This window comes from Kitasatospora sp. NPDC059146 (assembly GCF_042786665.1).
In the GTDB taxonomy this organism is placed as follows: Bacteria; Actinomycetota; Actinomycetes; order Streptomycetales; family Streptomycetaceae; genus Kitasatospora.
On sequence record NZ_JBHZCY010000138.1, the window covers coordinates 1 to 24873 of the forward strand.

Consider the following 24873-nt stretch of genomic DNA (forward strand, 5'->3'; position numbering starts at 1 on the left):
AACCAAAGCCCCGCGCAGCGGCCCCCACCCCCCACACAAAGAGGGCGCCCCCTCCCCGACCCGAAGGTCGAAAAGGGGACGCCCTCAAAGAGCCCGGCTACAACCTCAGTTGTCGCCGTCCTCGTCGATCAGGAAGCCCCGCATCGGCGCCGGAGCCTGCTGCATCGGCTGCGGCGGCTGCGGCCGCACGGCCGCCATCGGCTGGGTCATCCCGGCCGGCTGCATCTGCGGCGCACCGGTGTTCCCACCCTGCTGCCCGCCGAAGCTCGGCGCCGGCGGGTTCCCACCGAAGGAGCTCTGCCCCCCGAACGACGGCGAGTTGCCACCGAACGACGGCTGGTTCCCACCGAACGACGGCGCGGAGCCCATCGACCCGGCACCGGCCGGAGCCATCGACGACGCCGCCGGCGGCAGCGACGCGGTGGCGGGGATCCGCGGCGGGGCGAGCGAGTCGTCGGCCTGCGACTCCAGCTGGCGCAGCTGGGTCTCCAGGTACGACTTCAGTCGCGTGCGGTACTCGCGCTCGAACGCCCGCAGGTCCTCGACCTTGCGCTCCAGCGTGGCCCGCGCGGACTCCAGCGACCCCATCGCGACGCGGTGCTTCTCCTGCGCGTCCCGCTCCAGGGCGTCGGCCTTGGCCCGGGCGTCGCGCTCCAGACCCTCGGCCCGGCTGCGCGCCTCGCCGACGATCTTGTTGGCCTCGGAGCGGGCCTCGGAGATCGCCTGGTCGGCGGTCTGCTGGGCGAGCGCCAGCACACGGGCGGCGCTGTCACCGCCCGGGCCCTGCTGCTGCTGCATCGGGCCGCCGAGCGGGCCGCCCATCGGCTGCATCTGCTGCTGGCCCATGCCCTGGCCCATCGGCTGCATCTGCTGCTGCTGGCCCATGCCCTGGCCCATCGGGTTGCCCATCTGCTGCGGGCCACCGGGACCGCCCATGGGCTGGAGCATCTGACCGCCCATCGGCTGGACCAGCTGCTGCTGGCCGCCCATGGTCTGGCCCATCTGCTGGGGACCGCCGGGGCCCATCCCGCCACCCGGGCCGGCCGGGAGCTGCGGCGCACCGGACGGCAGGCCGAGGGGCTGGTTGCCCATCTGCTGCTGCTGCGGACCACCCGGGCCCATCTGCTGCGGACCGCCCGGACCCATCTGCTGCGGACCGCCGGGGCCCATCTGCTGCGGGCCGCCCGGACCCTGCTGGCCGGGGACCGGCGGGCCGGATATGGCGGCCGGGACGGGAGCGGCCGGACGCTGGGCGTCCTGCGGCGGCTCCTTCCGCATGTTGGCCTGGTTCTGCGCGGCGGCACGAGTCGCGGCGGCCAGCTTGGCCCGCAGGTCCTCGTTCTCCCGGAGGAGGCGGGTCAGCTCCGCCTCGACCTCGTCGAGGAAGGCATCGACCTCGTCCTCGTCATAGCCTTCACGCAGGCGGACGGTCGTGAACTGCTTGTTCCGAACGTCCTCGGGGGTCAATGGCATCTCTTCACCTCAACGTGATCGTCGGCACACCGGCATCCTGTCGCATCGCTCACCTACGACTAGGGGTGCACAAGCGAGATCAGGACATACACAATGATCATCAGTACGAAGAAGGACAGGTCGAGCGCCACGCCCCCGAAACGCAACGGCGGAATGAACCGCCGAAGAAGCTTGAGCGGCGGATCCGTGACAGTGTACGTGGCCTCCAGGACCAGGACCATGGCCTTGCCCGGCCGCCACGAACGCGCGAACTGGAAGACCCAGTCCATGACCAGTCGCACGAGCAGAAACACCAGGAAGACGGTCAGGGCGTAGTAGAGCACCGCCCACACGATGTCCATCGCGTTTTCCCTCTCCCCGGTTCCGGGCCCTGGGGCCCACCGCTCGTCACCTGTCGCCAACCACTGTTGATCAGATCCACACGTAAAGTCGTGGCCGGGTCAGCTCTGGTTGAAGAACCCACCCTCGGCGATCCGAGCCTTGTCCTCCGCCGTGACATCGACGTTAGCAGGCGACAGCAGGAACACCTTCTGTGTCACGCGCTCGATACTGCCGTGCAGACCGAAGACGAGTCCAGCGGCGAAGTCTACGAGCCGCTTGGCATCCGTGTCGTCCATCTCGGTCAGATTCATGATCACGGGGGTCCCGCCGCGGAACTGTTCCCCGATGGTACGGGCCTCGTTGTAGGTCCGGGGGTGCAGCGTGGTGATGCGGTAGGGCTCTCGTTCGTTCACGACCTTGGGCATGATCACCGGGGCGCTCTTCTCCAGGTTGTGGCGGCGTTCGGGTGTGATGGACGACACGGGGGCCATCCTCGGGGTCTCCTGCCGGATCGGCACCGCGGCCGGGACCGGCTGCGGGGTGATCGAGGAGACCGGGGCGGGCGCGGGGGCGGCTGCCGGCCGGGGGATGTCCTCGGTCCGCTGCCCCGTGCGGATCGGCTCGGGGTCCGCGTCGTAGTCGTCGTCGGGGTCGTACCCCTGGCCGTCGTACGTCTCGTCCTCCACGAGGCCGAGGTAGACCGCCATCTTGCGCATTGCGCCGGCCATGCTCCTGTCTCCTCCGCTTGTGGTGGACCGTCCCCGGTGGCCGGGCCACAGAGGGCCCCGCCCGCGGATTTCCGCGATCCCCCACGACGGCGCGTCAGGTCGACAACCTGTCAGAGTACGTGGAGTGGGGGCCGCGGAGCTGCGATCCACGGTTGGCTAGCACTTCGGAAAGCTGCTAGCTTCTGTCCTATTTTGTCCTGCAGTCTGATCTACTACCCGGTGACGTTACCCGAGGGGTGACCTCACTCCGAGTACCGCCGTTCCGACGCGTACATGTGTCGCTCCGGCGGCAATCGCCTGCTCAAGGTCGCCGCTCATGCCTGCGGAGACCATGGTGGCAGCCGGATGGGCCGCCCGTACGGCGGTTGCGATTTCCGCCAGCCGCTCGAAGGCCCGGACCGGGTCGCCGGCCAGCGGACCGGCCAGCGGAGCGACCGTCATCACACCGTCCAAGCGAAGCCCGGGCGTGTCGGCGATCGCGTCGGTGAGTTCGGCGACGTCCTCGGGTGCGACCCCGGCCCGGTGCGCGCCCTCCCCGTGCTCCTTGTCCAGTGCCACCTGCACCAGGCAGCCCAGTTCCGGGCGTTCGGACTTGAGCACGGCCGCCGAGAGCGACTCGACGAGCCGCAGCCGGTCCACCGAGTGCACGTGGTTCGCGTAGCGGACCACGGAGCGGACCTTGTTGGTCTGGAGCTGGCCGACGAAGTGCCAGCTGAGAGGAAGGTTTCTGCACTGCTCCGCCTTGGGAGCGGCGTCCTGGTCGCGGTTCTCCGCGACGTCCGTCACACCCAGTCCGGCCAGCAGCGCGCTGTCCTCGGCCGGGTAGGTCTTGGTGACGACGATCAGGCTGACGTCCTCGCGCGGGCGTCCGGCGGCCGCACAGGCGTCCGCGATCCGGCGCTCGACCACGTCGAGGTTGGCCCCGAGCTGCTCGTACCGGGCCCGCTGGCCCTCCGTCAGGGCCTCCGAGAACTGCCCGCTGCCCGGGAACGGCCCGTAGATGTCGTTCGTCATCAGTGATCAGAGTCCAACCAGACGTAGCTCGCGAGCCGACCCGTGCGCTGCTCGCGGCGATAGGAGAAGTGATCGGCGGATTCGAGGGTGCAGACCGGTGAGCGCACCAGTTCGGTGACCCCGGCCGCGGCCAGTTGGGCGGCGACCCCCTCCGGCACGTCCAGCGCCGGGGTTCCCCACGAAGTCTCGGCGAAGGCCGCCGGGACGACCTCGGCGACCTCGGCGCGCAGCCCGGGCGGCACCTCGTAGCAGCGGCCGCAGACCGCGGGGCCGGTGGCGGCGGTGATCCGCGCCGGTTCGGCCCCCAGTTCGACCATCGCCCGCACGACCGCGGGCACCACTCCGGCCGCCAGCCCGGGCCGGCCCGCGTGGGCCGCGCCCACCACGCCCGCCACCGGGTCGGCCAGCAGCACCGGGGTGCAGTCCGCGGTCAGCACCGCGAGCACGAGCGGGCGGTCGGTGACCACCGCGTCCACCGTCGGGGCCTGCCCGAGCGGCTGGCGCTGCGTCACCACGGCGACCTCGGCGCCGTGCACCTGGTTCATCCAGACCACGTCGGCCGGGTCGAGCCCCAGCTCCCGGGCCGCGACGGCCCGGTTCTCCCGGACCGCCTCCGGGTCGTCGCCCACCGCGCCGCCGAGGTTCAGCTCCCCGTACGGCGAAGTGCTCACCCCGCCCCACCGATCGGTGAAGGCGAAGTGAGCACCAGCGCGAACCGCGTGATCGATCACTTAAGGAAGTCCGGCACGTCGAGTTCCTCGGCCGGGCTCTCCACGAAGGGCTGGCGGGCGGGCTGCACCTGCGGCGGCACCGGGGCGGCGGCGGTCGTGGTGGCCGAGGTCTCGGCCGAACGCGACGGGGCGGCCGCGGCCTCCCCCTCCGAACGGGACGTCACCGAGCCGATGGTCCCGTAGGACGGACGGCCGACCGGGCGCTCCGGAGCGGCCGGCGGGGTCGCCGGAGCGGCGGGGGTGGTGGACTTCACCACCGGGTCGCGGACGATCGCCGGCGGCTGGCCGCCGTCGAAGCCGGCCGCGATGACGGTGACCCGCACCTCGTCGCCGAGCGCGTCGTCGATGACCGCACCGAAGATGATGTTGGCCTCGGGGTGGGCGGCCTCGCTGACCAGCTGGGCCGACTCGTTGATCTCGAACAGGCCGAGGTCGGAGCCGCCCGAGATGGACAGCAGCACGCCGCGGGCGCCGTCGATCGAGGCCTCCAGCAGCGGCGAGGAGATCGCCATCACGGCGGCGGCCTTGGCGCGGTCCTCACCACGGGCCGAACCGATGCCCATGAGCGCCGAACCGGCCTCCGACATGACGGACTTGACGTCGGCGAAGTCGAGGTTGATCAGGCCCGGGGTGGTGATCAGGTCGGTGATGCCCTGGACACCGGAGAGCAGGACCTGGTCGGCCGAGCGGAACGCGTCGAGCACGCTGACCTGGCGGTCCGAGATGGACAGCAGCCGGTCGTTGGGGATCACGATGAGGGTGTCGACCTCTTCGCGCAGGGAGGCGATGCCGTCCTCGGCCTGGTTGGCCCGGCGGCGGCCCTCGAAGGTGAACGGACGGGTGACCACGCCGATGGTCAGGGCGCCCAGCGAGCGGGCGATGTTGGCGACGACGGGCGCGCCGCCCGTGCCCGTGCCACCGCCCTCGCCGGCGGTGACGAAGACCATGTCGGCCCCCTTGAGGACCTCCTCGATCTCCTCGCGGTGGTCCTCGGCGGCCTTGCGGCCGACCTCGGGGTTGGCGCCGGCGCCGAGGCCCCGGGTGAGTTCACGGCCCACATCGAGCTTGACGTCGGCGTCGCTCATGAGGAGGGCCTGCGCATCGGTGTTGATCGCGATGAACTCGACGCCCTTGAGACCGACCTCGATCATCCGGTTGATGGCGTTGACACCACCGCCGCCGATTCCGACGACCTTGATGACTGCGAGGTAGTTCTGCGGTGCTGCCACGTCGAAGGCCTCTCGCCTCGAATTTCCGGGTCGACCCGCCCCGACGGGGGGCCGTGTCGACGGATGTCGATGGGTAGGGAGCCTGGTTTCTGACTGAATGTCCGAAATGCCGACCGCCGACCCCAACCCTAAACTTGACCTTTAGGGTTAGTTCTGTGCCCCCGTCACATCACCAATGGACACAGTCTGGTGACACAGGACACTAGGTGGCTCCGGGCACGCGTTTCAACGAACACGCCGAGCTTCCCTTTTTCTTTTGAGCCTATGTGATCATCGGCCGGCAATGGAAACCGGGGGTGACCACCAAGGGTCGGGCCGACACTCCGCAGCGTCAACCCCTCCCTCCGGCACAGAATCTAGCGGATCAGCCGGACACCGCCGGCGCCTCCGGCGCCGTCACGTCGAAGTTGGTGCCCTTCTGCTTCATCAGTGCGAGCAGCACCCGGGCCTTCCGGTCGGTCTGCTCCGGGCTCCCCCAGCGCACCGTCGCACCCCCGCTGAGCTGCAGTTCGATGTCGTCGTAGGAGTGCACCAGGACCGATCCGGCCCGCTTGGCGATCTCCGGCGGGAGTCCGGCGGCCACCGCCACCGCACCCTGCACCAACTGTCCCCGGGAGATCACCCCGTCCACGTCCTTCGCAGGCTGACTGAGCCGCAGTTCCACCACCGGCACGCCCGCCGGCGGGGCCGCCTCGGTGGCGAAGCTCACGCCTGCGGCGTCCACCTGGGTGAACTGACCGTCATCCCCCTTGACGGCGGCGGCCGCCGTCCGCTGCACCACCTTGACCTGCAGGGTGTGCGGCCAGCCCCGCCAGACCTCGGCCTTCGCCACCCGGGGGAGCGCCTCCACCCGCCGGCGGACGCCGTCCAGGTCGACCCGGGCCAGCGGGCCGTCGGCGACCCCGCCGACGGCCGCGCGGACCTGGTCCGGCGTCAGCTTCTCGTCCGCGGCACCCTGGACGGCGACGTCGCGCACGTCCAGCAGCGAGGAGAAGAACACCACCCAGGCCAGCGCGCCCAGCACCGCGGCGCCGAGCGCGCTCAGCACCACGACGCCCCGCCGGGAGAGCCGGAGGCGGGGAGCGGACTCCTCGTCCCCGAACTCGTCCTCCTCGTGGGAGCGCCCCCGGCCGGCGGCCGGGGGCGAGCCGGCGGGCCGGCCGTCAACCACGACGGCGACCGCCCCGGTGGGCCTGGATCGCCTCGTACACCATGCCGACCAGCAGGTCGTCCGCGTCCCGGCGGCCGAACTCGGCGGCGGCCCGGCTCATGTCCCACAGCCGCTGCGGGTCGGTGAGCACCGGCAGCACGTTCTGCAGCACCCAGTCCGAGGTCAGCTCGGCGTCGTCCACCAGCAGACCGCCGCCGGCCTTGACCATCGGCTGGGCGTTCAGCCGCTGCTCGCCGTTGCCGATCGGCAGCGGCACGAAGGCGGCGGGCAGGCCGACCGCGGCCAGCTCGGCGACGGTCATCGCGCCGGCCCGGCAGAGCATCAGGTCGGCGGCCGCGTAGGCGAGGTCCATCCGGTCGATGTACGGCACCGGGCGGTACGGCGGCATCCCGGGGACGTCGGCGACCTGCGGCAGCTCGTTCTTCGGGCCGACCGCGTGCAGGATCTGCACGCCGTACTGCTGCAGCCGCGGGGCGATCGCGGTGATCGTCTCGTTGAGCCGGCGCGCGCCCTGGGAGCCGCCGGAGACCAGCAGGGTGGGCAGCCGCTGGTCGAGGCCGAAGTACTGGCGGGCCTCCGGCCGGGTGGCGTTGCGGTCCAGGGTGGCGATGGTCCGGCGCAGCGGGATGCCGATGTACCGGGAGTCGCGCAGCTTGCTGTCCGGGGTGGAGACCGCGACGAAGTCGGTGTAGCGGGCGCCGATCTTGTTGGCCAGGCCGGGGCGGGCGTTGGCCTCGTGCACCACGATCGGCACGCCGGCCCGCTTGGCGGCCAGGTAGGCGGGCATCGCGACGTAGCCGCCGAAGCCGACCACGGCGTCCGCGTTGACCCGCTCGATGATCTCCTGGGCGGCCCGCACGGTGCCGCGCAGCCGGCCGGGGACGGTGATCAGCTCGGGGGTGGGCTTGCGGGGCAGCGGCACGGCCGGGATGAGCTCCAGCTGGTAGCCGCGCTCGGGTACCAGTCGGGTCTCCAACCCCTTCTCGGTGCCCAGGGCGGTGATCCCGATGGACGGGTCGTGCCTGCGGAGTGCGTCCGCGAGGGCCAGGGCCGGCTCGATGTGACCGGCGGTCCCCCCGCCGGCGAGTACGACATGCACCGAAATTCACCGCTCCCTGCGTGCCGGTCCGGGGACCGGGCGCGCTGTGGTTCGTCGTCGTGGCAGCACCCGGGCCAGTCGCTTCCTGATCCGGGAGTTCTTGTTCCGGGCGGCCAGGGCCGCCTTCGCGCCCGAGGAGCTGCGTGCCAGGCACAGCAGCACCCCGATCGCGGACATGGCCGACAGCATGGCGGAACCGCCGTAGGAGAACAGCGGGAGCGGGACGCCCGCGATGGGCAGCAGTCCCAGCGCCGACCCCAGGTTGATCATGGCCTGCGCCATGATCCAGGTGGTGGCGGCTCCCGCGGCGTACCTGACGAAGGGGTCCTTCGTACCGATGGCCACACGGATACCCGCGTAGCCTAGTGCCGCGAAGAGGCCGATCACCGACAGCGTCCCCACCAGACCGAGTTCCTCGCCGGTCGCGGCGAAGATGAAGTCGGTGTGCGCCTCCGGCAGCTGGCCCCACTTCTCCACGCCGGCGCCGAGGCCGGTGCCGAAGCCGCCGCCGAGCGCGAACGAGTAGACGCCGTGCAGCGCCTGGAAGCAGGCGCCGTCCGGATCCAGCTTGGTGACGCCGATGCAGCCCAGGCGCTCGGCCCGGTGCGGCACGGTGATCACCAGGGCGGTGCAGACCACGACCGCCACCCCGAGGGTGGCCACGAACAGCCGCAGCGGTGCGCCGACCATCCAGAGCAGCGCGAACACCATGGCCACCAGGATCATCGAGGTGCCCATGTCACCGCCGATCATGATCAGCGCGAGCAGCAGCAGGGCGCCGGGCACCAGCGGGACCAGCAGGTGCTTCCAGGTGGTGAGGGTGCCGGCCTTCTGCTTGCGGGCGAGCAGGTCGGCGCCCCAGAGGACCAGCGCGAGCTTGGCGAACTCGGAGGGCTGGAACTGGAAGAACCCGAAGTCCAGCCAGTTCTGGTTGCCGTTGATCCGCACCCCGATGCCGGGCACCGCGACCAGCGCGAGGGCGCCGATCACCCCGAACATCACCGGGTAGACGATCACCCGCAGCACCGCCACCGGGACGGAGGCGAAGCCGGCCAGCAGGACCAGCCCGAGGATGGCCGCGATCAGCTGCTTGAGGAAGTAGTACTGCGCGGTGTGGTGCTGGTTCAGCGCCAGGATCTGCGAGGCCGAGAAGACCATCATCAGGCCGAGCACGACCAGCAGCAGGGTCGTGCCGACGATCAGCAGGTACGGCGTGAGCGGCCGGTCCAGCCAGTAGCGGACGCGGGCCCGGAAGGCCTGCAACCGCCCCAGCGGACCGGCCGACTTGTACTTGGTCGTGGTGGCGGAGATCACTCGCCACGGCTCGGCGGTGTCCTGCTTCGTGCCGCCGGAATCCGCCCTGCCCTGCCCCGCCACTGCCCGCTCCCACTCTCTGAGGCCCGTTCGCCTCCGGGCCGCCCCGACCCGGCGCCGACGGTCGTCGGCGCGGCCCTTCGGCCCGGTCTCCAGGGGCCCGACTACGCGCCCGCCAGCTCCCGGACGGCCGCCGCGAACAGGTCGCCGCGCTCGCCGTAGTTGGTGAACATGTCCATCGAGGCGCAGGCCGGGGCCAGCAGCACCGTGTCACCCGATCGGGCGAGCGTCGCGGCCGTTCGAACGGCCTCGGTCATCGCCACCGCGCCAGTCTGGCCCTCGGCCGCCTCGATCACCGGCACATCCGGAGCGTGTCGCTCCAGCGCCGCGCGGATCAGCGCCCGGTCCTGCCCGATCAGCACGACCGCGCGCAGCCGCTCGGCCGCGCCCTGGACCAGGTCGTCGAAGGTCGCGCCCTTGGCCAGTCCCCCGGCGATCCAGACGATCGGCCGGTAGGCGGCCAGCGAGGCCGCCGCGGCGTGGGTGTTGGTGGCCTTGGAGTCGTCGATGTACGTGACCTCGCGGACCGTACCGACCTCGGCGATCCGGTGGGCGTCCGGGCGGAAGGCCCGCAGGCCCTCCCGGACGGCCTTCGGGTCGACCCCGTACGACCGGGCCAGCGCCGCCGCGGCCAGCGCGTTGGCGATGTTGTGCGGGGCCGGCGGGTTGACGTCCTCGACGGCGCCCAGCTCGGCCGCGTTCTTGGCCCGGTCCTCGACGAAGGCACGGTCCACCAGCAGTCCGTCCACCACGCCGAAGTTCGACGGGCTCGGCGCGCCGAGGCCGAAGCCGATCGCCCGGCAGCCCTCCTCGACGTCGGCCTCCATGACCAGCGCCTCGGTGGCCGGGTCGGCCAGGTTGTACACGCAGGCCACCACGTTGCCCTCGTAGATCCGGCCCTTGTCGGCGGCGTACGCCTCCATCGAGCCGTGCCAGTCGAGGTGGTCCGGGGCCAGGTTGAGCACGGCCGCCGAGTACGGGCGCAGCGAGGGCGCCCAGTGCAGCTGGTAGCTGGAGAGCTCGACGGCGAGCACGTCGTACGGCTCCTCGGCGAGCACCGCGTCCAGCACCGAGACCCCGACGTTGCCGACGGCGGCGGTGCGCTTGCCGGCCGCGGTGAGGATCGAGGCGAGCATCTGGACGGTGGTGGTCTTGCCGTTGGTGCCGGTCACGGCCAGCCAGGGGGCGGGCTCGCCGGTGCCCGGCAGCGGCTTGCGCAGCCGCCAGGCCAGCTCGACGTCGCCCCAGACCGGCACGCCGGCCGCCGCGGCGGCGGCGAACAGCGGGCTGTCGGGGGCCCAGCCGGGCGAGGTGACGATCAGTGCGGTGCCCTCGGGCAGGCTCGCGCCGTCGCCCAGGCGCACCGCGACGCCCACCGCCTCCAGCTCGGCGGCGCGGGCCCGCAGGCCCTCGCCGCTGCCGCCGTCGACCACGGTGACGCTCGCGCCGAGCCCCTTCAGGACGCGCGCGGCGCTGATGCCCGAGACGCCGAGGCCGGCGACCACCACGGGCAGGTTCACAAAGTCAGGATTCGTCATCCGGTCCGGTATCCCGCGTAGAAGAGGCCGAGGCCGACGGCCACGCACAGGCCCTGGATGATCCAGAAGCGGACCACGACCAGGACCTCGCTCCAGCCCTTGAGTTCGAAGTGGTGCTGCAGTGGTGCCATCTTGAAGACGCGCTTGCCGGTCATCCGGAAGGAGCCGACCTGGATGATCACCGACAGCGTGATGATCATGAAGAGGCCGCCGAGCAGGATCAGCAGCAGCTCGGTGCGCGAGCAGATCGCCAGACCGGCCAGGGCGCCGCCGAGGGCGAGCGAGCCGGTGTCACCCATGAAGATCTTGGCGGGCGAGGTGTTCCACCAGAGGAAGCCGAAGCAGGAGCCCATCAGGGCGGAGGCCACCACCGCGAGGTCCAGTGGGTCCCGGACGTCGTAGCAGGCGCCGGTGGCGGAGATGAAGTAGGCGCAGCTCTGGGTGTACTCCCAGACGCCGATGAAGGTGTAGGCGCCGAAGGCCATCACCGAGGCGCCGGTGGCCAGACCGTCCAGGCCGTCCGTCAGGTTCACGCCGTTGGAGGTCGCCGCGATCATGAAGTACGCGAAGATGACGAACAGCACCGGGCCGATCGACCACTTGAAGTCGCGCACGAAGGACAGCGACTGGGAGGCCGGGCTGAGCCCGCGGTCGTCGTGGAACTGCAGCGCCAGGACGGCGAACACCAGACCGACGATGGACTGGCCGGCCAGCTTCGCCTTCGCCCGCAGGCCGAGCGAACGGCGCTTGACGACCTTGATGTAGTCGTCCAGGAAGCCGACCAGGCCCAGGCCCGCGGTCAGGAAGAGCACCAGCAGCCCGGAGGCGGTCGGGCTGTCGCCCGTTATCGCCTTCGTGGCGAAGTACGCGATCAGGGTCGCCAGGATGAAGGCGATGCCGCCCATGGTGGGCGTGCCCTTCTTGCTGTGGTGCGCCTTGGGGCCGTCGTCACGGATGTACTGGCCGTAGCCGCCCCGTGCGAGCAGCTTGATCAGGGCGGGCGTGCCGACCAGCGAGAGGATCAGGCCGATCATCCCGGAGAAGAGGATCTGCTTCATCATCGGGCAGCACCGTCCGCCAGGAGGGCCTCGGCCACCTTCTCCAGCCCCACCGAACGGGACGCCTTCACCAGGACCACATCCCCCGGCCGAAGCTGACTGCGCAGCAGTTCGACCGCCGCGTCCGCGTCGGACACCAGCACCGACTCCTCACCCCACGAACCTTCGTTCCTCGCACCGAGTTCCATGCAGGCCGCCTCGCGTCCACCCACCGCCACCAGCTTGGTGACGTCGAGTCGGACGGCGAGCCGCCCGATGGCGTCGTGCTCGGCCAGGCTCTCCTCGCCGAGCTCCCGCATCTCGCCGAGCACCGCCCAGGTACGGCGGCGCTCCGGACCGCGGCCGCCGATCGAGACCAGCGCCCGCAGCGCGGCCCGCATCGAGTCGGGATTCGCGTTGTAGGCGTCGTTGACGACGGTGACACCATCGGCCCGGTCGACGACCTCCATGCGCCAGCGGGACAGCGCACCCGCTTCGCCCAGGGCTGCCGCGGTGTCGTCGACGGTCATCCCGAGCTCCGTCGCCACCGCGGCGGCGGCGAGGGCGTTCGAGACGTGGTGCTCACCGTACAGGCGCAGTTGTACGGGTGCGGAACCGGCCGGGGTGGTGAGCGTGAACGATGGCCGCCCGGTGGCGTCCAGGCGAACGTCGGTCGCCCGGACGTGGGCGTCCGGGGACTCCCCGAACAGGACCACCTTCGCCCTGGTGCGCGACGCCATGGCGCGCACCAGCCGGTCGTCCGCGTTCAGGATCGCGGCGCCGTCGGCGGGCAGCGCCTCGACCAGCTCGCCCTTGGCCTCGGCGATCGCCTCCTGGGAGCCGAACTCGCCGACGTGGGCGGTGCCGACGTTGAGCACCAGGCCGATCCGCGGCGGGGTGATCGAGGTGAGGTACTCGATGTCGCCCTTGTGCCGGGCGCCCATCTCCATGACCAGGTGCCGGGTGCCCTCCTCGACCCGCAGCGCGGTCATCGGGTGGCCGATCTCGTTGTTCAGCGAGCCGGGCGGGAAGACCGTCTCGCCGTGGCGCTGGAGCAGCTGGGCGATCAGGTCCTTGGTGCTGGTCTTGCCGGCCGAGCCGGTCAGCGCGACCACCGTGGTGCCCTCGGCACGGGCGACCACGGTGCGGGCCAGCCTGCCGAGGGCCTCCACCACACTGTCGACCAGGACGGCGGGCACGCCGACCGGGCGGGAGGCCAGCACCGCGACGGCGCCGGCCTCGACCGCGGTGGCCGCGTAGTCGTGGCCGTCCACGTGCTCGCCGACGAAGGCCGCGAACAGGCCGCCGGGGCTCACCTTCCGCGAGTCGACCTCGACCGGGCCGGTGACCAGGGTGTCCGGGGCGGCGCCGTCCAGGGTGCCGCCGACGGCGGCGGCCACCTCGGCGAGGGTCAGTGCGATCACTGCTGCTCTACTCCTCGGTCGCCCCGGTCGGCCGTGGTCCGCGCGATCGAGCTCCGTCGGATCTCCTCGTGCAGCACCTCCCGGTCGTCGAAGGGGCGGATCTCGTCTCGAACATATTGGCCGAGCTCGTGGCCCTTGCCGGCCACCAGCACGGTGTCCCCGGCCCGGGCGCGGGTGACCGCGAGCCGGATCGCCTCCGCCCGGTCGGGGACGACCAGGACGTCCCCGCGCTCGGCCTCGGGCACCGCGGCGGCGCCGGTCAGCATGCTGGCGAGGATCGCCAGCGGGTCCTCGCTGCGCGGGTTGTCACTGGTCAGCAGGGCGGTGTCGGCGAGCCGGGCGGCGATCGCGCCCATCGGACCGCGCTTGTGCGGGTCGCGGTCGCCGCCGCAGCCGACCACGACGTGCAGCCGGCCCTTGGTGACCTCGCGCAGCGAGGCCAGGACGGCCTGGAGGGCGTCCGGCTTGTGGGCGTAGTCCACCACGGCGACGAACGGCTGCCCGCCGTCCACCCGCTCCAGCCGGCCCGGCACGCCGGGGACGGCGGCGATCCCGGCCACCGCCCGCTCCAGCGGCAGCCCGGCGGCGACCAGCACGGTGATCGCGGCCAGCGCGTTGGCGACGTTGAACGGGCCGGGCAGCGGGACGGAGGCGTCCGCCCCGGCGCCGTCCGGACCGACCACCCGGAAGGTGGAGCCGATCGGGCCGAGCTGGACGTCCACGGCCCGCCAGTGGGCCCCGGCGTCGCCGGTCGCGGAGAAGGTGGTCACCGGGATCTTGGCCTCGGCGGCGAGCCGGCGGCCGTACTCGTCGTCCAGGTTGACCACGCCCTGGCGGGACTTGCCGGGCTGGAAGAGCCGGGCCTTCGCCTGGAAGTAGTCCTCCATGTCCGGGTGGAAGTCGAGGTGCTCGGGGGTGAGGTTGTTGAACAGCGCGACGTCGTACGCCACCCCGTCGGTGCGGCCGAAGACCAGGGCGTGGCTGGAGACCTCCATGGTCACCGCGTCCGCGCCGCGCTCGGCCATCACGCCGAGGATCGCGTGCAGGTCGGTGGCCTCGGGGGTGGTCCGCTCGCTCTTGATCCGCTCCTCGCCGACCCGCATCTCGACGGTGCCGATCACGCCCGGGAGCCGCCCGGCGCCGCGCAGACCGCCCTCGACCAGGTACGAGGTGGTGGTCTTGCCGTTGGTGCCGGTCAGTCCGATCATCAGCAGCCGCTCGGACGGGTGGCCGTAGACGATCGCGGCCAGCTCGCCCATCCGGGCCCGCGGCCGGTCGACGACCAGCAGCGGCAGGCCCGAGGGCGCGGCCAGCTCGGCGCCGGCCGGGTCGGTCAGCACGGCCACCGCGCCGGCCGCCGCGGCCTGGCCTGCGAAGGCCGCGCCGTGGTGGTTGGCGCCCGGGAAGGCCACGTACACGTCGCCCGGGCGCACCGCGCGGGAGTCGTGGGTGACACCGGTGACGGCGGCGCCCTCGACGGGCGGCAGGCCCAGCCGGGAGGCCAGCTCGGCGAGCGGCAGGGCGGCGGTCCCGGTCGGGCGGGGCGGACTCACGGTGGTTTGATCGGGTTTCGGCACGGCGCGAAGGCTATCCGCCGAAGGGTGCCCAGGGCCAAACCGGCCCTTCGCCGCGCCGTCGTCCGCACCGGCCCGCTGGTTGCTCATCCTCGTTCACGGCTTCCACTCGACGGCCAGGTTCGGCGCCTGGCTCCCGCTCGGCGGGACCTGCATGGTTTTCAGGGTGAACTCCATCACCTGCTTGAACACCGGCCCGCACAGCTGGCCGCCGAAGTGCCCGTTGACCGGGCCCTGGAGGGTGCAGGAGACGGTGTAGCGGGGGGCGTCGGCGGGCGCGAAGCCGATGAAGGAGGCGGTGTAGCCGTCGTAGCCCTTGCCGTCGGCGGCCCCCCGGTTGGCGGTGCCGGTCTTCCCGGCGACCCGGTAGCCGGGGATCGCGGCCTTGCCGCCGGTCCCCTGCTCGTCGTCGACGACCGACTCCAGCATCGAGGTGAGGGTCTTGGCGGTCTGCTCGCTGACCACCCGGGTCTGCTCGCCCGCCGGGGTCGGGGCGTACTTGCCGTCCGGCCCGGTGATCCCCTGGACGATGCTGGGCGCGACCCGTACCCCGCCGTTGGCGATGGTCGAGTACACCGAGGTGGCCTGGAGCGCGTTCATCTGCAACGGGCCCTGGCCGAAGGCGATGTTGTACTTCTCCGAGGCGACCAGGTCCTCCGGCTTCTTGAGCTTGCCCGCGGTCTCCCCCGGGAAGTTCACACCGGTCGGCTGGGCCACCCCGAACTTGCGCATGTAGCCGTCCAGGATCTGGTTGGCCTTCAGCTGGTCGCCGTCGCCGAGCGTCTCGATCGCTTCGATGGTCCCGATGTTGGAGGACTTGGCGAGCACCCCGGCCAGGGTCAGGTACCAGGTGCCGTGCACGACGTCGTCCCTGAACTCCTGCCCGGCCCGGATCAGCGGGTAGGGCACCGTCACCTTGGTGTCCCAGTTCGCCTTGCCGGTGTCCAGCACGGCGGCCAGGCTCATCAGCTTGGCGGTGCTGCCCGGCTCGTACGCGTCCACCAGGGCCGGGTTGCCCATCTGGGACTGCTTGGCGAGGCTCAGGTCGTTGGGGTTGAAGCCGGGCGCGGAGGCCATCGCGATGACCTGGCCGGTCTTCACGTCCTGGACCACCACGTAGCCCTTCTCCGCGCCGGAGTTGGCCACCTGGTCGGTGATCGCCCGCTGGGCGGCCCACTGGATGTCCCGGTTGACGGTCAGCTTGATGTCGCTGCCGGACACCGCCGGGTCCATCGAGCCCCCGGCGGTGGGCACCAGCCGCCCGCCCGCCTGGGCGTAGCTGCTGTGGCCGTCCTTGCCGGCCAGCTGCTTCTGGTACTGCAGCTCCAGCCCGCCCGCGCCCTCGCCCTCGCCGTTGACGAAGCCGACCAGGTTGGCGGCCAGCCCCTCGGCCGGGTAGATCCGCTTCTGGGTCTCCCGGTTGAACACCCCGGCCAGCGGGTTGGCGCACTCGTTGTCCACCCGGGTGCGCCCGCCCTGGTCGGCCGGCTTGCCGATCAGCTTCTTCTGGGCCTGGCAGGCGCGCGTGCCGGCCTTCTTCTCCAGGCCCGTCTTGAGGTCGCTGATCTGGGTCTTGGCGGCCGGGGTCTGCTGCGCGGCGAGCCGCTTGTAGCGGGTCTTCGGGGTGTGCAGGTCGGCGGCGATCTTCTCCTTGGCCACGCCGAGGATCGGCGACAGCAGCGCGGCCGCCTGCTCGGGCGCGTCCGGGATGCCGGTCGCCTCGGGGGTGAACATCGCCGGGTCGGCGGTGATGTCGTACGCGTCCACGGTCGCCGCGAGGGCGACGCCGTCGGAGGACGTTATCGAGCCGCGCTCGGCGGTGATCGGGATGTTCTGGTAGCGGTTGGTGTTCGCGTCGGCGGCCAGCGCGTCGGCGTCGACCAGCTGGAGCTGCACCAGGCGCCCGGCGAAGACCGAGAACACCAGCGACAGCACCACGGTGATCACCCGCAGCCGGCGCTTCGGCTCGGCCAGCCGCAGCGCCTTGGGGCGGTGCGGCAGCCTGGGCTTCGGGCGCGGCCGCACGGCCGCCTGGCTGCGGGCCGGCGGACGGCCCTCCGGGCGGCGCTGCTGCGGCGCCCGCGGGGTACGGCCGACGGAGGCGGACCGGGCGGGCTGCGCCTTGGCCGACTGGCCGCGCGCGGGCTGGCCCTTGGCCGGCTGGGCCTTCGGGCTCTGCGCCTTCGGCGACTGGGCCTTCGCGGGCTGGACCTTCGCTGGCTGGACCTTGCCGGACTGGCCGCGGACGGCCTGCCCCTTCGCGGGCTGGCCGCGCCCGGCCACCGGCCTGGCCGTACCGCTGCGCGGCGGCTGGCGGCGGGCGGAGCCGGACCCCGAGCCCGACCCCGAGCCGGAGGGCTGGCGAGGTGTCGTCATCGGGTACCACCCCCGTGCTGGGCCGGCGCGCTCGTCACCGGGTTGAGCTGGATCACCGAGTCGCCGGCCGAGGCCGCCGGGGTCGGCGGCGCCGAGGGGCTCGGCTGGGCCGGGGGCTGGGCGCTCGGCGAGCCGGACGGCTGTCCGGAGGGCTGCGCCGGGGCGGCGCTCTGCGCGCCCGGCGCGGGCTTGGTCGGCCACGGGTCGACCGTCGACTTCTTCACCGGCGGGCTGTCCTGCGCCGGGCCGGGCGTGCCGACCACCTTGCCGCCGTTCGGCACGTCCAGGAAGGCCATCCCGCCGGCCGGGACCATGCCCAGCTCGCCGGCCCGCTTGGCCAGCGCGTCCGGGGCCGAGCTCTGGTCGATCTCGTGCTGGAGGCTCTGCTGCTCGTCGGTCGCCTTGGTGGTCTGCTTCTGCAGCCGGGACAGTTCGAAGGAGCCCTCGTTGAGCGCCGTGTTCAGCGCCAGCAGGCCGAGCAGCCCCGCCGCCAGCAGCACCACCACGAGCACCGCGAACGGCGTGCGCCCCCGCACGGGGCGCCGCCCCGGCCGGACCGTGATGCGTGCCCTGCCCTGTCCGGGGAGTCCTCCCCGCCCCGCCCGGACCTCACCGGCCACCGGCCCCACCGTTCTCCTCCGCCCTTCGGACCCCGCCGGAGCCTTCCTCAGCCCCGCTTGCTTCGGTCCCTGATCCTCTCCGCCACCCGCAGCCGCACGGGCGCGGCGCGCCGGTTCTCCTCGATCTCCTCCTCGGTGGCCTGCTCGGCACCGCGGGTGATCAGTTTGAGCCAGGGCTGGTGCTCCTCCGGGACGAAGGGGAGCCCCGGCGGGGCGGTGCTGGTCGCTCCGGCGGCGAAGTACTGCTTCACCAGCCGGTCCTCCAGCGACTGGTACGACATCACCGCGATCCGGCCGCCCAGCGCCAGGACGTCCAGCGCCCCCGGGATCGCCCGGTCCAGGACCTCCAGCTCACCGTTGACCTCGATCCGCAGCGCCTGGAACGTCCGCTTGGCCGGGTTCCCGCCGGTCCGGCGGGTCGCCGCCGGAATGGCGTTGCGCACCAGATCGACCAGACGCGCGCTGTTGGTGAACGGTTCCTTCTCCCGCTCCCGCAGGATGACCGAGGCGATCTTCCCGGCGAACCGCTCCTCCCCGTACACCTTGAGGATCCGGGCCAGGTCGCCGTGGCCGTAGGTGTTCAGCACCTCCGCCGCGCTGATCCCCCGGGTCTGGTCCATCCGCATGTCCAGCGGCGCGTCCTGGGCGTAGGCGAAACCGCGGTCGGCCTCGTCCAGCTGCATCGAGGAGACGCCGAGGTCGAACAGGACGCCGTCGATCCGGTCGATGTCCAGGCGCTCCAGCACCTCGGGGATCTCGTCGTACACCGCGTGCACCAGCGTGGCCCGGTCGCCGAAGGGGGCCAGCCGCTCGCCGGACAGCTTCAACGCCTGCGGGTCGCGGTCCACCGCGACCAGCCGGACCTCCGGGAACTGGGTCAGCAGCGCCTCGCTGTGGCCGCCGAGGCCCAGGGTCGCGTCGACCACCACGGCACCGGGGCGGGAGATCGCCGGCGCCAGCGCGTCCATGCACCGCTGCAGCATCACCGGAACGTGCTTGGGACCCGGTTCGTTGGTGGTCATGCGCGGCGGCGCCCTTCCTCGGTGCGGAGCAGCCCGACGATCCGGGAGCTCCGACCATTCTCGCCCACCACCCGCCGGCACGACGACGCGGCCCGTGGTCCCCGCCCGCTCGAGGGGAAGGTCGTGACCGCCCGGCGCCGGGGAAGGTGCGCCAGGTGGACACGGAGCGGGTGGAGGCCACGAGCCGCATCGGCCGGGCCGCACACCGTTCGGCACGGCCCGGTTGACGGGCTCCGAGGGGTGTGCTCCAACGCGCCGCAACTCTATCGCGGCGGCCCCGCCAGTCAATGGTCCGCTCCGGCGCACCACCCGGGCGGCGGTACGGATCACCGCAGGTCGCGGCCGTCGGAGCGGCCCGGTGGGGTCCCGGCCGACAGCCCCCGGCGACCGGCGCGCGCCCCGTCGAGCGACCGGGTACGAACCCGTCCCCGGACCGGCCCGGACGGACCCTCCGGTTGTCGCTATGCACTCGCTCACGGCGGTGCGTTCTGTAGCTCTCCGCCCCACCGCGCGGCCCCGGACGGCACTAACGTCGCCACCATGACCGTGACCCCCGACCGGCCGACGCCGAACGCCGCCGCCGACCCCGCCGGACCCACCATCATCGACCGCTTCGTGGCGGCCAACCGCGAGTACGCGGTGGACTTCCGCGACGGCGGCATGGACGCCCGCCCCGTCCAGCGGATCGCCGTGGTGGCCTGTATGGACGCCCGGCTCGACCTCTTCGCGGCGCTCGGCCTCGCCCTGGGCGACGCCCACGTCATCCGCAACGCCGGCGGCGTCGTCACCGACGACACCATCCGGTCCCTGACCATCAGCCAGCGCGCCCTGGGCACCCGCTCGATCGCGCTGATCCACCACACCGGCTGCGGACTGCTCGGCCTGACCGAGGACTTCCGCCGCGAGCTGGAGCTGGAGGTGGGGCAGCGCCCGCAGTGGGCGGTGGAGGCCTTCGTCGACCTGGACGGCGACGTCCGCCAGTCCATGCAGCGGGTGCGCACCTCCCCGTTCCTGCCGTACACCGACGACGTCCGCGGCTTCGTCTTCGACGTCCACACCGGGCTGCTGCGCGAGATCCGCTGACCGGAGCCCGCCCGCTCTCATTCGGCGAGGGCCGAATGGTGACTTCTGACCGCCGAACGGGGGAGAATGCGCCTGCCGGTCGGACCCCGAACCACCTGGGGCGGCCGGGCCGCAGGCCGCCCACCGGCGCCGGATCCTCGTTCGGAACCGCCCCCGGGACGGCCGCGTCAAGCATGGGGTGGGGTCCGGCCTCGGGTGAGGCGGGCACGGTGTGCCAGGGAGCGTAAACGGGTGACGAGCTACAACGATCAGGCCGGTCTCGGCAGTCCTGCGGGGGGCGAGCAGAGGGCGAACGGGTACCGTCCGGTCGGGCTCCCGGAGCTCGCGGCGGTCGTGGACCGGGTCCGCGCCAACATCGAGAGCGTGATCGAGGGGAAGCCCGAGGCCGTCCGGATCGCCCTGACCGTCCTGCTCGCCGAGGGCCACCTGCTGCTGGAGGACGTGCCCGGCGTCGGCAAGACCATGCTGGCCAAGGCGCTCGCCAAGTCCGTGGACTGCACCGTGCGCCGCATCCAGTTCACCCCCGACCTGCTGCCCTCGGACGTCACCGGCACCAACATCTACGACCAGCAGCAGCACGACTTCGAGTTCCGCCCGGGCGCGATCTTCGCCCAGATCGTGGTCGGCGACGAGATCAACCGCGCCTCGCCGAAGACCCAGTCCGCGCTGCTGGAGTCGATGGAGGAGCGCCAGGTCACCATCGACGGCACCAGCTACGAGCTGCCCTCGCCGTTCATGGTCGTGGCCACCCAGAACCCGGTCGAGATGGAGGGCACCTACCCCCTCCCGGAGGCCCAGCGGGACCGCTTCATGGCCCGGGTCTCGATCGGCTACCCCAGCCCCGAGGCCGAGTTCGCGATGCTCGACGTGCACGCCGGTGCCAACCCGCTGGCCGACCTCCAGCCGGTCGCGCACGCCGCCGACATCCTCAAGCTGGTCGAGCTGGTCCGCACCGTGCACATCGCCGACCCGGTCCGCCGCTACGCCGTCGACCTGGTCGGCGCCACCCGCACCAGCCCCGAACTGCGGCTGGGCGCCTCGCCGCGCGCCACCCTGCACCTGGTCCGGGCCGCCCGCGCCGCCGCCGCGCTGGACGGGCGCGACTACGTCACCCCGGACGACATCCAACGGCTGGCCGTCCCGGTCCTGGCGCACCGCCTGATGCCGACCGCCGAGACCCAGCTCGGCCGCCGCACCGCCGAGCAGATCGTGACCGACCTGGTCACCCGGCTGCCGCTGCCCCGGCCGCAGGGCGGCCCGGCCGTCCGGAGGGGCTGAGGTGGCCTCATCCGACGGAACGGGCGGGCTGCGGGCCGGACTGCACGGCCTCACCACCCGGGGCCGCTCCTTCCTCGCGGCCGGTCTGACCGCGGTGGTCTGCGCCTACCTGCTCGACCAGGACGCGCTGCTGCGGGTCGGCGTCCTGCTCACCGCCCTGCCGCTGGCCGCCGCCGCGGTGGTCGCCAACACCCGGTACCGGGTGGCCAGCGGACGCCGGCTCAGCCCGCACCGGGCGATCGCCGGCCAGGAGGCCCGCGTCCACCTGCGGGTGGACAACGTCTCCCGGGTGCCCACCGGGCTGCTGCTCCTGGAGGACAAGGTCCCGTACGTGCTCGGGCCGCGGCCGCGGTTCGTGCTCGACCGGGTCGAGCCGCGCGGCTTCCGCGAGGTCTCCTACCGGGTCCGCTCCGACCTGCGCGGCCGCTACCTGCTCGGGCCGCTGCAGCTGCGGCTGTCCGACCCGTTCGGGATGTGCGAGGTCAACCGCGCCTTCGCCGCCTCCGACGTGCTCACCGTCGTCCCGCAGGTCCTGGCGCTGCCGCAGGTGCGGCTCCGCGGCGAGTGGATCGGCCAGGGCGAGAGCCACGCCCGCACCCTGGCGCTGGCCGGCGACGACGACGTGATCCTGCGCGAGTACCGGCCCGGCGACGACCTGCGCCGGGTGCACTGGCGCTCCACCGCCCGGTACGGCGAGCTGATGGTGCGCCGCGAGGAGCAGCCGCAGAAGGCCCGCGCCACCGTCCTGCTGGACACCCGCGAGGTGGCCCACCGGGGCAGCGGCCCCGCCTCCTCCTTCGAGTGGGCGGTCAGCTGCGCCGCCTCCGTCGCCGTGCACCTGCTGGAGCGCGGCTACCAGACCCAGCTGCTCACCGACACCGGGCACTGGGTGCCCGGGCCCGGCAGCGGCGGCCACAACGTCGCCGCCGACACCTCCGGGCTGATCCTGGACGCCCTCGCGGTCGCCGACCTGTCGGACGGCGCCGGGCTGTCCCGCGCCGAGGAGCCGCTGCGGGCCGCCGGCGAGGGTCTGCTGGTGGCCGTCCTCGGCGACCTGGACGCGGCGCAGGCCACCCGGCTGGCCCGGCTACGCGGCCGCACCGGCGGGGCGATCGCCTTCCTGCTCGACACCGGCACCTGGGCCGGTGTGCGGATGCTCGCCCCCGACACCGGCGGCGACGAGTTCCGCGAGCGGGTCCGGGAGCTGCGCGCGGCCGGCTGGACGGTCCTGCCGGTCCGGGCGGGCGACTCCGTGCCGGACCTGTGGCGGTCCGCCGACGGCGCCAAGACCACCGCCCCCTACCGAGATGAGGCCGGCGCGTGACCACCCGGGCCAAACTGACCGTTTACTCGGCGCTGGCCACCGCCCTCGCCTCGCTGTGCCTGCTGCCGCTGCTGACCATCCGCAGCTGGCTCACCTACGCCTTCCTGGTGATCGCCGTGATCTCGGCGGTCGGCGCCGGCCTGCGCCGCTCCCCGCTGTACCGCTGGTCGGTCCCGGTGGCCCAGGTGCTGGTGCTGCTCCTGCTGATGCTGTTCGGCTTCGCCGGGTCCGGGCTGACCGGCGGGGTGCTGCCCGGGGCGCCCGCGATGCGGATGCTCAGCCAGGTCTTCTCCGCCGGTCTGGACGACATCAGCCAGTACGCCCTCCCGGCGCCGCCGACCGCGGGCCTGCGGCTGATCCTGGTCTCCTCGGTCGGCCTGATCGCCGTGCTGGTGGACACCATCGCGGTGACCTACCGGCGCTCGGCGCTGGCCGGGCTGCCGCTGCTGGCGCTGTACTCGATCGGCAACGGCGTCGCCGGGGACCACGGCAGCTGGGTCTGGTTCGGCTTCGCCTCGGCCGGCTACCTGCTGCTGCTGTTCGCCGAGGGCGAGGACCGGGTCTCCCGCTGGGGCCGGGTCTTCCGCGGCAGCGCGCGCGGCACGGTCACCTCCAGCCGGATCAGCCAGGGCGGCCAGCAGGTCGGCGTCCTGGCGCTGGCCCTGGCCCTGCTGCTGCCGGTCTTCCTGCCGCGCTGGGACCTCGGGCTGCTGGACTCGGGCTCGTCCGGCGGGTCGTCCGGGCACGGCGCCGCCGGGAGCGTGGCCACCAGCCTCGACCCGCTGGTCAGCCTGGAGGCGGCGATCAGCAAGCCGTCCGACAACGAGCTGCTCACCTACACCCTGGAGAGCGACCTCGCCGACCAGACCTACCTGCGCACCGGCTCGCTGGACCAGTTCGACGGCACCAACTGGAAGCTCGGCAGCACGGTGGTCAGCGACCTCCCGGCCACCCTGCCCACCCCCGAGGGCCTGCGGGTCACCAACGTCCCCCGGATCGAGGGCGACTTCCAGATCAGCAACGGCCTGCAGAACAGCTGGCTGCCGATGCCGTACCCGGCCGCCTCCGTCCAGGTCCCCAACCGCAACGAGTGGAAGCTCGACCCGATCACCCGCACCGTCCTGCCGACCAACGACAAGGCGATCAGCGGCCTGCGCTACCACGTCAGCACGCTGGACCTGCGGCCCACCGCGGACGAGCTGCGCACCGCGCCGCTCGCCCCGCAGGACATCCGGGACCGCTACACCGCCGTCCCGTCCGACCTGCCGGCCGTGGTCGCCGAGCAGGCCAGGGCGGTCACCGCCAACGCGCGCAGCGACTACGACCGGGCGACGGCGCTGGTGAACTTCTTCACCGGCCCGGGGTTCAAGTACGACACCTCGGTCGAGGGCGGCACCGGCAGCAACGCGATCGCGGTCTTCCTGCGCGACCGCCGCGGCTTCTGCGTGCACTTCGCCTCCACCATGGCGGCGATGGCCCGGGTGCTGAAGATCCCGGCCCGGGTCGCGGTCGGCTTCACCCCCGGCGACAACAAGGGCGACAACGTCTACTCGGTCAGCGGCCGGATGTACCACGCCTGGCCCGAGCTGTACTTCTCCGGCTACGGCTGGATGCGCTTCGAGCCGACCCCGAGCCGGGGCGTCCCGGCCCGCTACAGCGAGGCGTCCAGCGCCCCGACCACGGCGCCCTCCCAGGCACCGACCGCCGCGGCGACCAGCTCGGCCGCCGTCCCGGCGCCGTCCCAGAGCTCCGACTGCACCGCCAAGCAGCGCCAGCTGGGCGACTGCGGGTCCAAGGGCAAGGCGGCCGGCCGGACCGCCGACGAGTCCTGGCTGCTGTCCGGCCAGGTGCTCGGCACCCTGGCCGTCGTGGTGGTGCTGATCGCGCTGCTGCTCGTACCGATGTTCTGGCGGACCGCCGTACGACGCCGCCGGCTCGGCGGTGGAGGGCGGCGCCGGCCCGGCGGGGACGGCCCGGGCGAGCTCACCGACGCCCAGGTGCTGGCCGCCTGGGACGAGCTGGTGGATTCCGCCTGGGACGTCGGAATTCCCCCGGACGAGTCACGCACCCCGCGCTCGGCCGCCCGGCGGATCACCGAGACGGCGGACCTGGACGCGGACGCGGCGGCCGCCGCCGGACGGCTGGCGCTGGCCACCGAGCGGGTGCTCTACGCCCCGGCCGGGCAGGTCACCACGGCCCCGCTGGCCGCCGACGTCCGCACCGCCCGGCGGGCCCTGTGGGCCGGGGCCGGCCGGGCCGGGCGGCTGCGGGCCCTGCTGCTGCCGCCGTCCTCGGCCCAGCTGTGGTGGCGGACCTCCGACACGGCGCGGGCGGCCCGGGCCGCCGTGGCCACCCGGGCGGGCCGGGCCGCCGAGGCGGTCGCCGGTCCGGTGCGACGGCTGACCGGCCGGCGCAAGGGGTCCACCCCGGAGTCCTGAGGCAACGCGAGAGCCGGGG

General features: G+C 72.9%; 20 protein-coding genes. 4 read left to right on the top strand and 16 right to left on the bottom strand.

Annotation, left to right across the window (positions count from 1 at the left end; genetic code table 11):
• Window positions 1–105 precede the first annotated feature (105 nt).
• The 16 genes from ACFXPX_RS36890 to rsmH form a co-directional block, all read right to left on the bottom strand.
• Window positions 106–1473 (bottom strand): DivIVA domain-containing protein, encoded by a 1368-nt coding sequence (locus ACFXPX_RS36890; protein ID WP_380644605.1) that lies wholly within the window; start codon window positions 1471–1473, stop codon window positions 106–108.
• A 59-nt stretch (window positions 1474–1532) separates the two neighbouring features.
• Window positions 1533–1814 carry a YggT family protein gene (locus tag ACFXPX_RS36895; RefSeq protein WP_030282903.1) on the bottom strand — a complete coding sequence of 94 codons (282 nt, stop codon included), beginning with the start codon at window positions 1812–1814 and terminating at the stop codon, window positions 1533–1535.
• Window positions 1815–1913: 99 nt separating this feature from the next.
• Window positions 1914–2522 carry a cell division protein SepF gene (locus ACFXPX_RS36900; protein WP_030282899.1) on the bottom strand — a complete coding sequence of 203 codons (609 nt, stop codon included), beginning with the start codon at window positions 2520–2522 and terminating at the stop codon, window positions 1914–1916.
• Between the two features lie 225 nt (window positions 2523–2747).
• The gene (locus ACFXPX_RS36905) at window positions 2748–3536 is read right to left on the bottom strand and encodes a YggS family pyridoxal phosphate-dependent enzyme (RefSeq protein WP_380644606.1); all 789 of its coding nucleotides are present in this window, start codon (window positions 3534–3536) and stop codon (window positions 2748–2750) included.
• On the bottom strand, window positions 3536–4267 hold the full coding sequence (gene pgeF, locus ACFXPX_RS36910) for a peptidoglycan editing factor PgeF (protein ID WP_375893211.1): 732 nt from the start codon (window positions 4265–4267) through the stop codon (window positions 3536–3538). Before pgeF ends, ACFXPX_RS36905 begins: the two co-directional genes overlap by 1 nt.
• On the bottom strand, window positions 4264–5496 hold the full coding sequence (gene ftsZ / locus ACFXPX_RS36915) for a cell division protein FtsZ (protein ID WP_375893213.1): 1233 nt from the start codon (window positions 5494–5496) through the stop codon (window positions 4264–4266). Before ftsZ ends, pgeF begins: the two co-directional genes overlap by 4 nt.
• A gap of 364 nt (window positions 5497–5860) precedes the next feature.
• The gene (locus ACFXPX_RS36920) at window positions 5861–6667 is read right to left on the bottom strand and encodes a cell division protein FtsQ/DivIB (protein WP_375893215.1); all 807 of its coding nucleotides are present in this window, start codon (window positions 6665–6667) and stop codon (window positions 5861–5863) included.
• Complete coding sequence (gene murG / locus ACFXPX_RS36925; protein WP_375893216.1) at window positions 6660–7766, bottom strand: undecaprenyldiphospho-muramoylpentapeptide beta-N-acetylglucosaminyltransferase; 1107 nt, start codon at window positions 7764–7766, stop codon at window positions 6660–6662. The genes ACFXPX_RS36920 and murG overlap by 8 nt, the downstream gene beginning before the upstream one ends.
• A gap of 6 nt (window positions 7767–7772) precedes the next feature.
• Complete coding sequence (gene ftsW, locus ACFXPX_RS36930; RefSeq protein WP_375893217.1) at window positions 7773–9143, bottom strand: putative lipid II flippase FtsW; 1371 nt, start codon at window positions 9141–9143, stop codon at window positions 7773–7775.
• A 101-nt stretch (window positions 9144–9244) separates the two neighbouring features.
• A complete protein-coding gene (gene murD / locus ACFXPX_RS36935; RefSeq protein ID WP_375893219.1) occupies window positions 9245–10678 on the bottom strand; it encodes a UDP-N-acetylmuramoyl-L-alanine--D-glutamate ligase in 1434 nt (477 codons plus the stop codon).
• A complete protein-coding gene (mraY, locus tag ACFXPX_RS36940) occupies window positions 10675–11736 on the bottom strand; it encodes a phospho-N-acetylmuramoyl-pentapeptide-transferase (RefSeq protein ID WP_350504707.1) in 1062 nt (353 codons plus the stop codon). Before mraY ends, murD begins: the two co-directional genes overlap by 4 nt.
• Window positions 11736–13139 carry a UDP-N-acetylmuramoyl-tripeptide--D-alanyl-D-alanine ligase gene (gene murF / locus ACFXPX_RS36945; RefSeq protein ID WP_375893221.1) on the bottom strand — a complete coding sequence of 468 codons (1404 nt, stop codon included), beginning with the start codon at window positions 13137–13139 and terminating at the stop codon, window positions 11736–11738. Before murF ends, mraY begins: the two co-directional genes overlap by 1 nt.
• Window positions 13136–14716, bottom strand: coding sequence for a UDP-N-acetylmuramoyl-L-alanyl-D-glutamate--2,6-diaminopimelate ligase (locus ACFXPX_RS36950; protein ID WP_380529587.1), 1581 nt, complete (start codon window positions 14714–14716; stop codon window positions 13136–13138). The genes murF and ACFXPX_RS36950 overlap by 4 nt, the downstream gene beginning before the upstream one ends.
• Window positions 14717–14809: 93 nt before the next feature.
• Window positions 14810–17089, bottom strand: a complete 2280-nt coding sequence (locus ACFXPX_RS36955) for a penicillin-binding transpeptidase domain-containing protein (protein ID WP_380644607.1) — start codon at window positions 17087–17089, stop codon at window positions 14810–14812.
• Window positions 17086–17625 carry a cell division protein FtsL gene (locus ACFXPX_RS36960; protein WP_375893225.1) on the bottom strand — a complete coding sequence of 180 codons (540 nt, stop codon included), beginning with the start codon at window positions 17623–17625 and terminating at the stop codon, window positions 17086–17088. Before ACFXPX_RS36960 ends, ACFXPX_RS36955 begins: the two co-directional genes overlap by 4 nt.
• 131 nt (window positions 17626–17756) lie before the next feature.
• Window positions 17757–18731, bottom strand: coding sequence for a 16S rRNA (cytosine(1402)-N(4))-methyltransferase RsmH (rsmH, locus tag ACFXPX_RS36965; RefSeq protein ID WP_380529592.1), 975 nt, complete (start codon window positions 18729–18731; stop codon window positions 17757–17759).
• 540 nt (window positions 18732–19271) lie between these two features.
• Here rsmH and ACFXPX_RS36970 point away from each other — a divergent pair.
• The 4 genes from ACFXPX_RS36970 (at window position 19272) to ACFXPX_RS36985 (ending at window position 24854) form a co-directional block, all read left to right on the top strand.
• A complete protein-coding gene (locus tag ACFXPX_RS36970) occupies window positions 19272–19814 on the top strand; it encodes a beta-class carbonic anhydrase (RefSeq protein ID WP_375893228.1) in 543 nt (180 codons plus the stop codon).
• Between the two features lie 231 nt (window positions 19815–20045).
• Window positions 20046–21092, top strand: coding sequence for an AAA family ATPase (locus ACFXPX_RS36975; RefSeq protein ID WP_380644608.1), 1047 nt, complete (start codon window positions 20046–20048; stop codon window positions 21090–21092).
• A gap of 1 nt (window position 21093) precedes the next feature.
• Window positions 21094–22416, top strand: coding sequence for a DUF58 domain-containing protein (locus ACFXPX_RS36980; protein WP_380529595.1), 1323 nt, complete (start codon window positions 21094–21096; stop codon window positions 22414–22416).
• Window positions 22413–24854: a transglutaminaseTgpA domain-containing protein gene (locus ACFXPX_RS36985; RefSeq protein ID WP_380644609.1), complete on the top strand. Its 2442-nt coding sequence runs from the start codon at window positions 22413–22415 to the stop codon at window positions 24852–24854. Before ACFXPX_RS36980 ends, ACFXPX_RS36985 begins: the two co-directional genes overlap by 4 nt.
• Window positions 24855–24873: the final 19 nt, after the last annotated feature.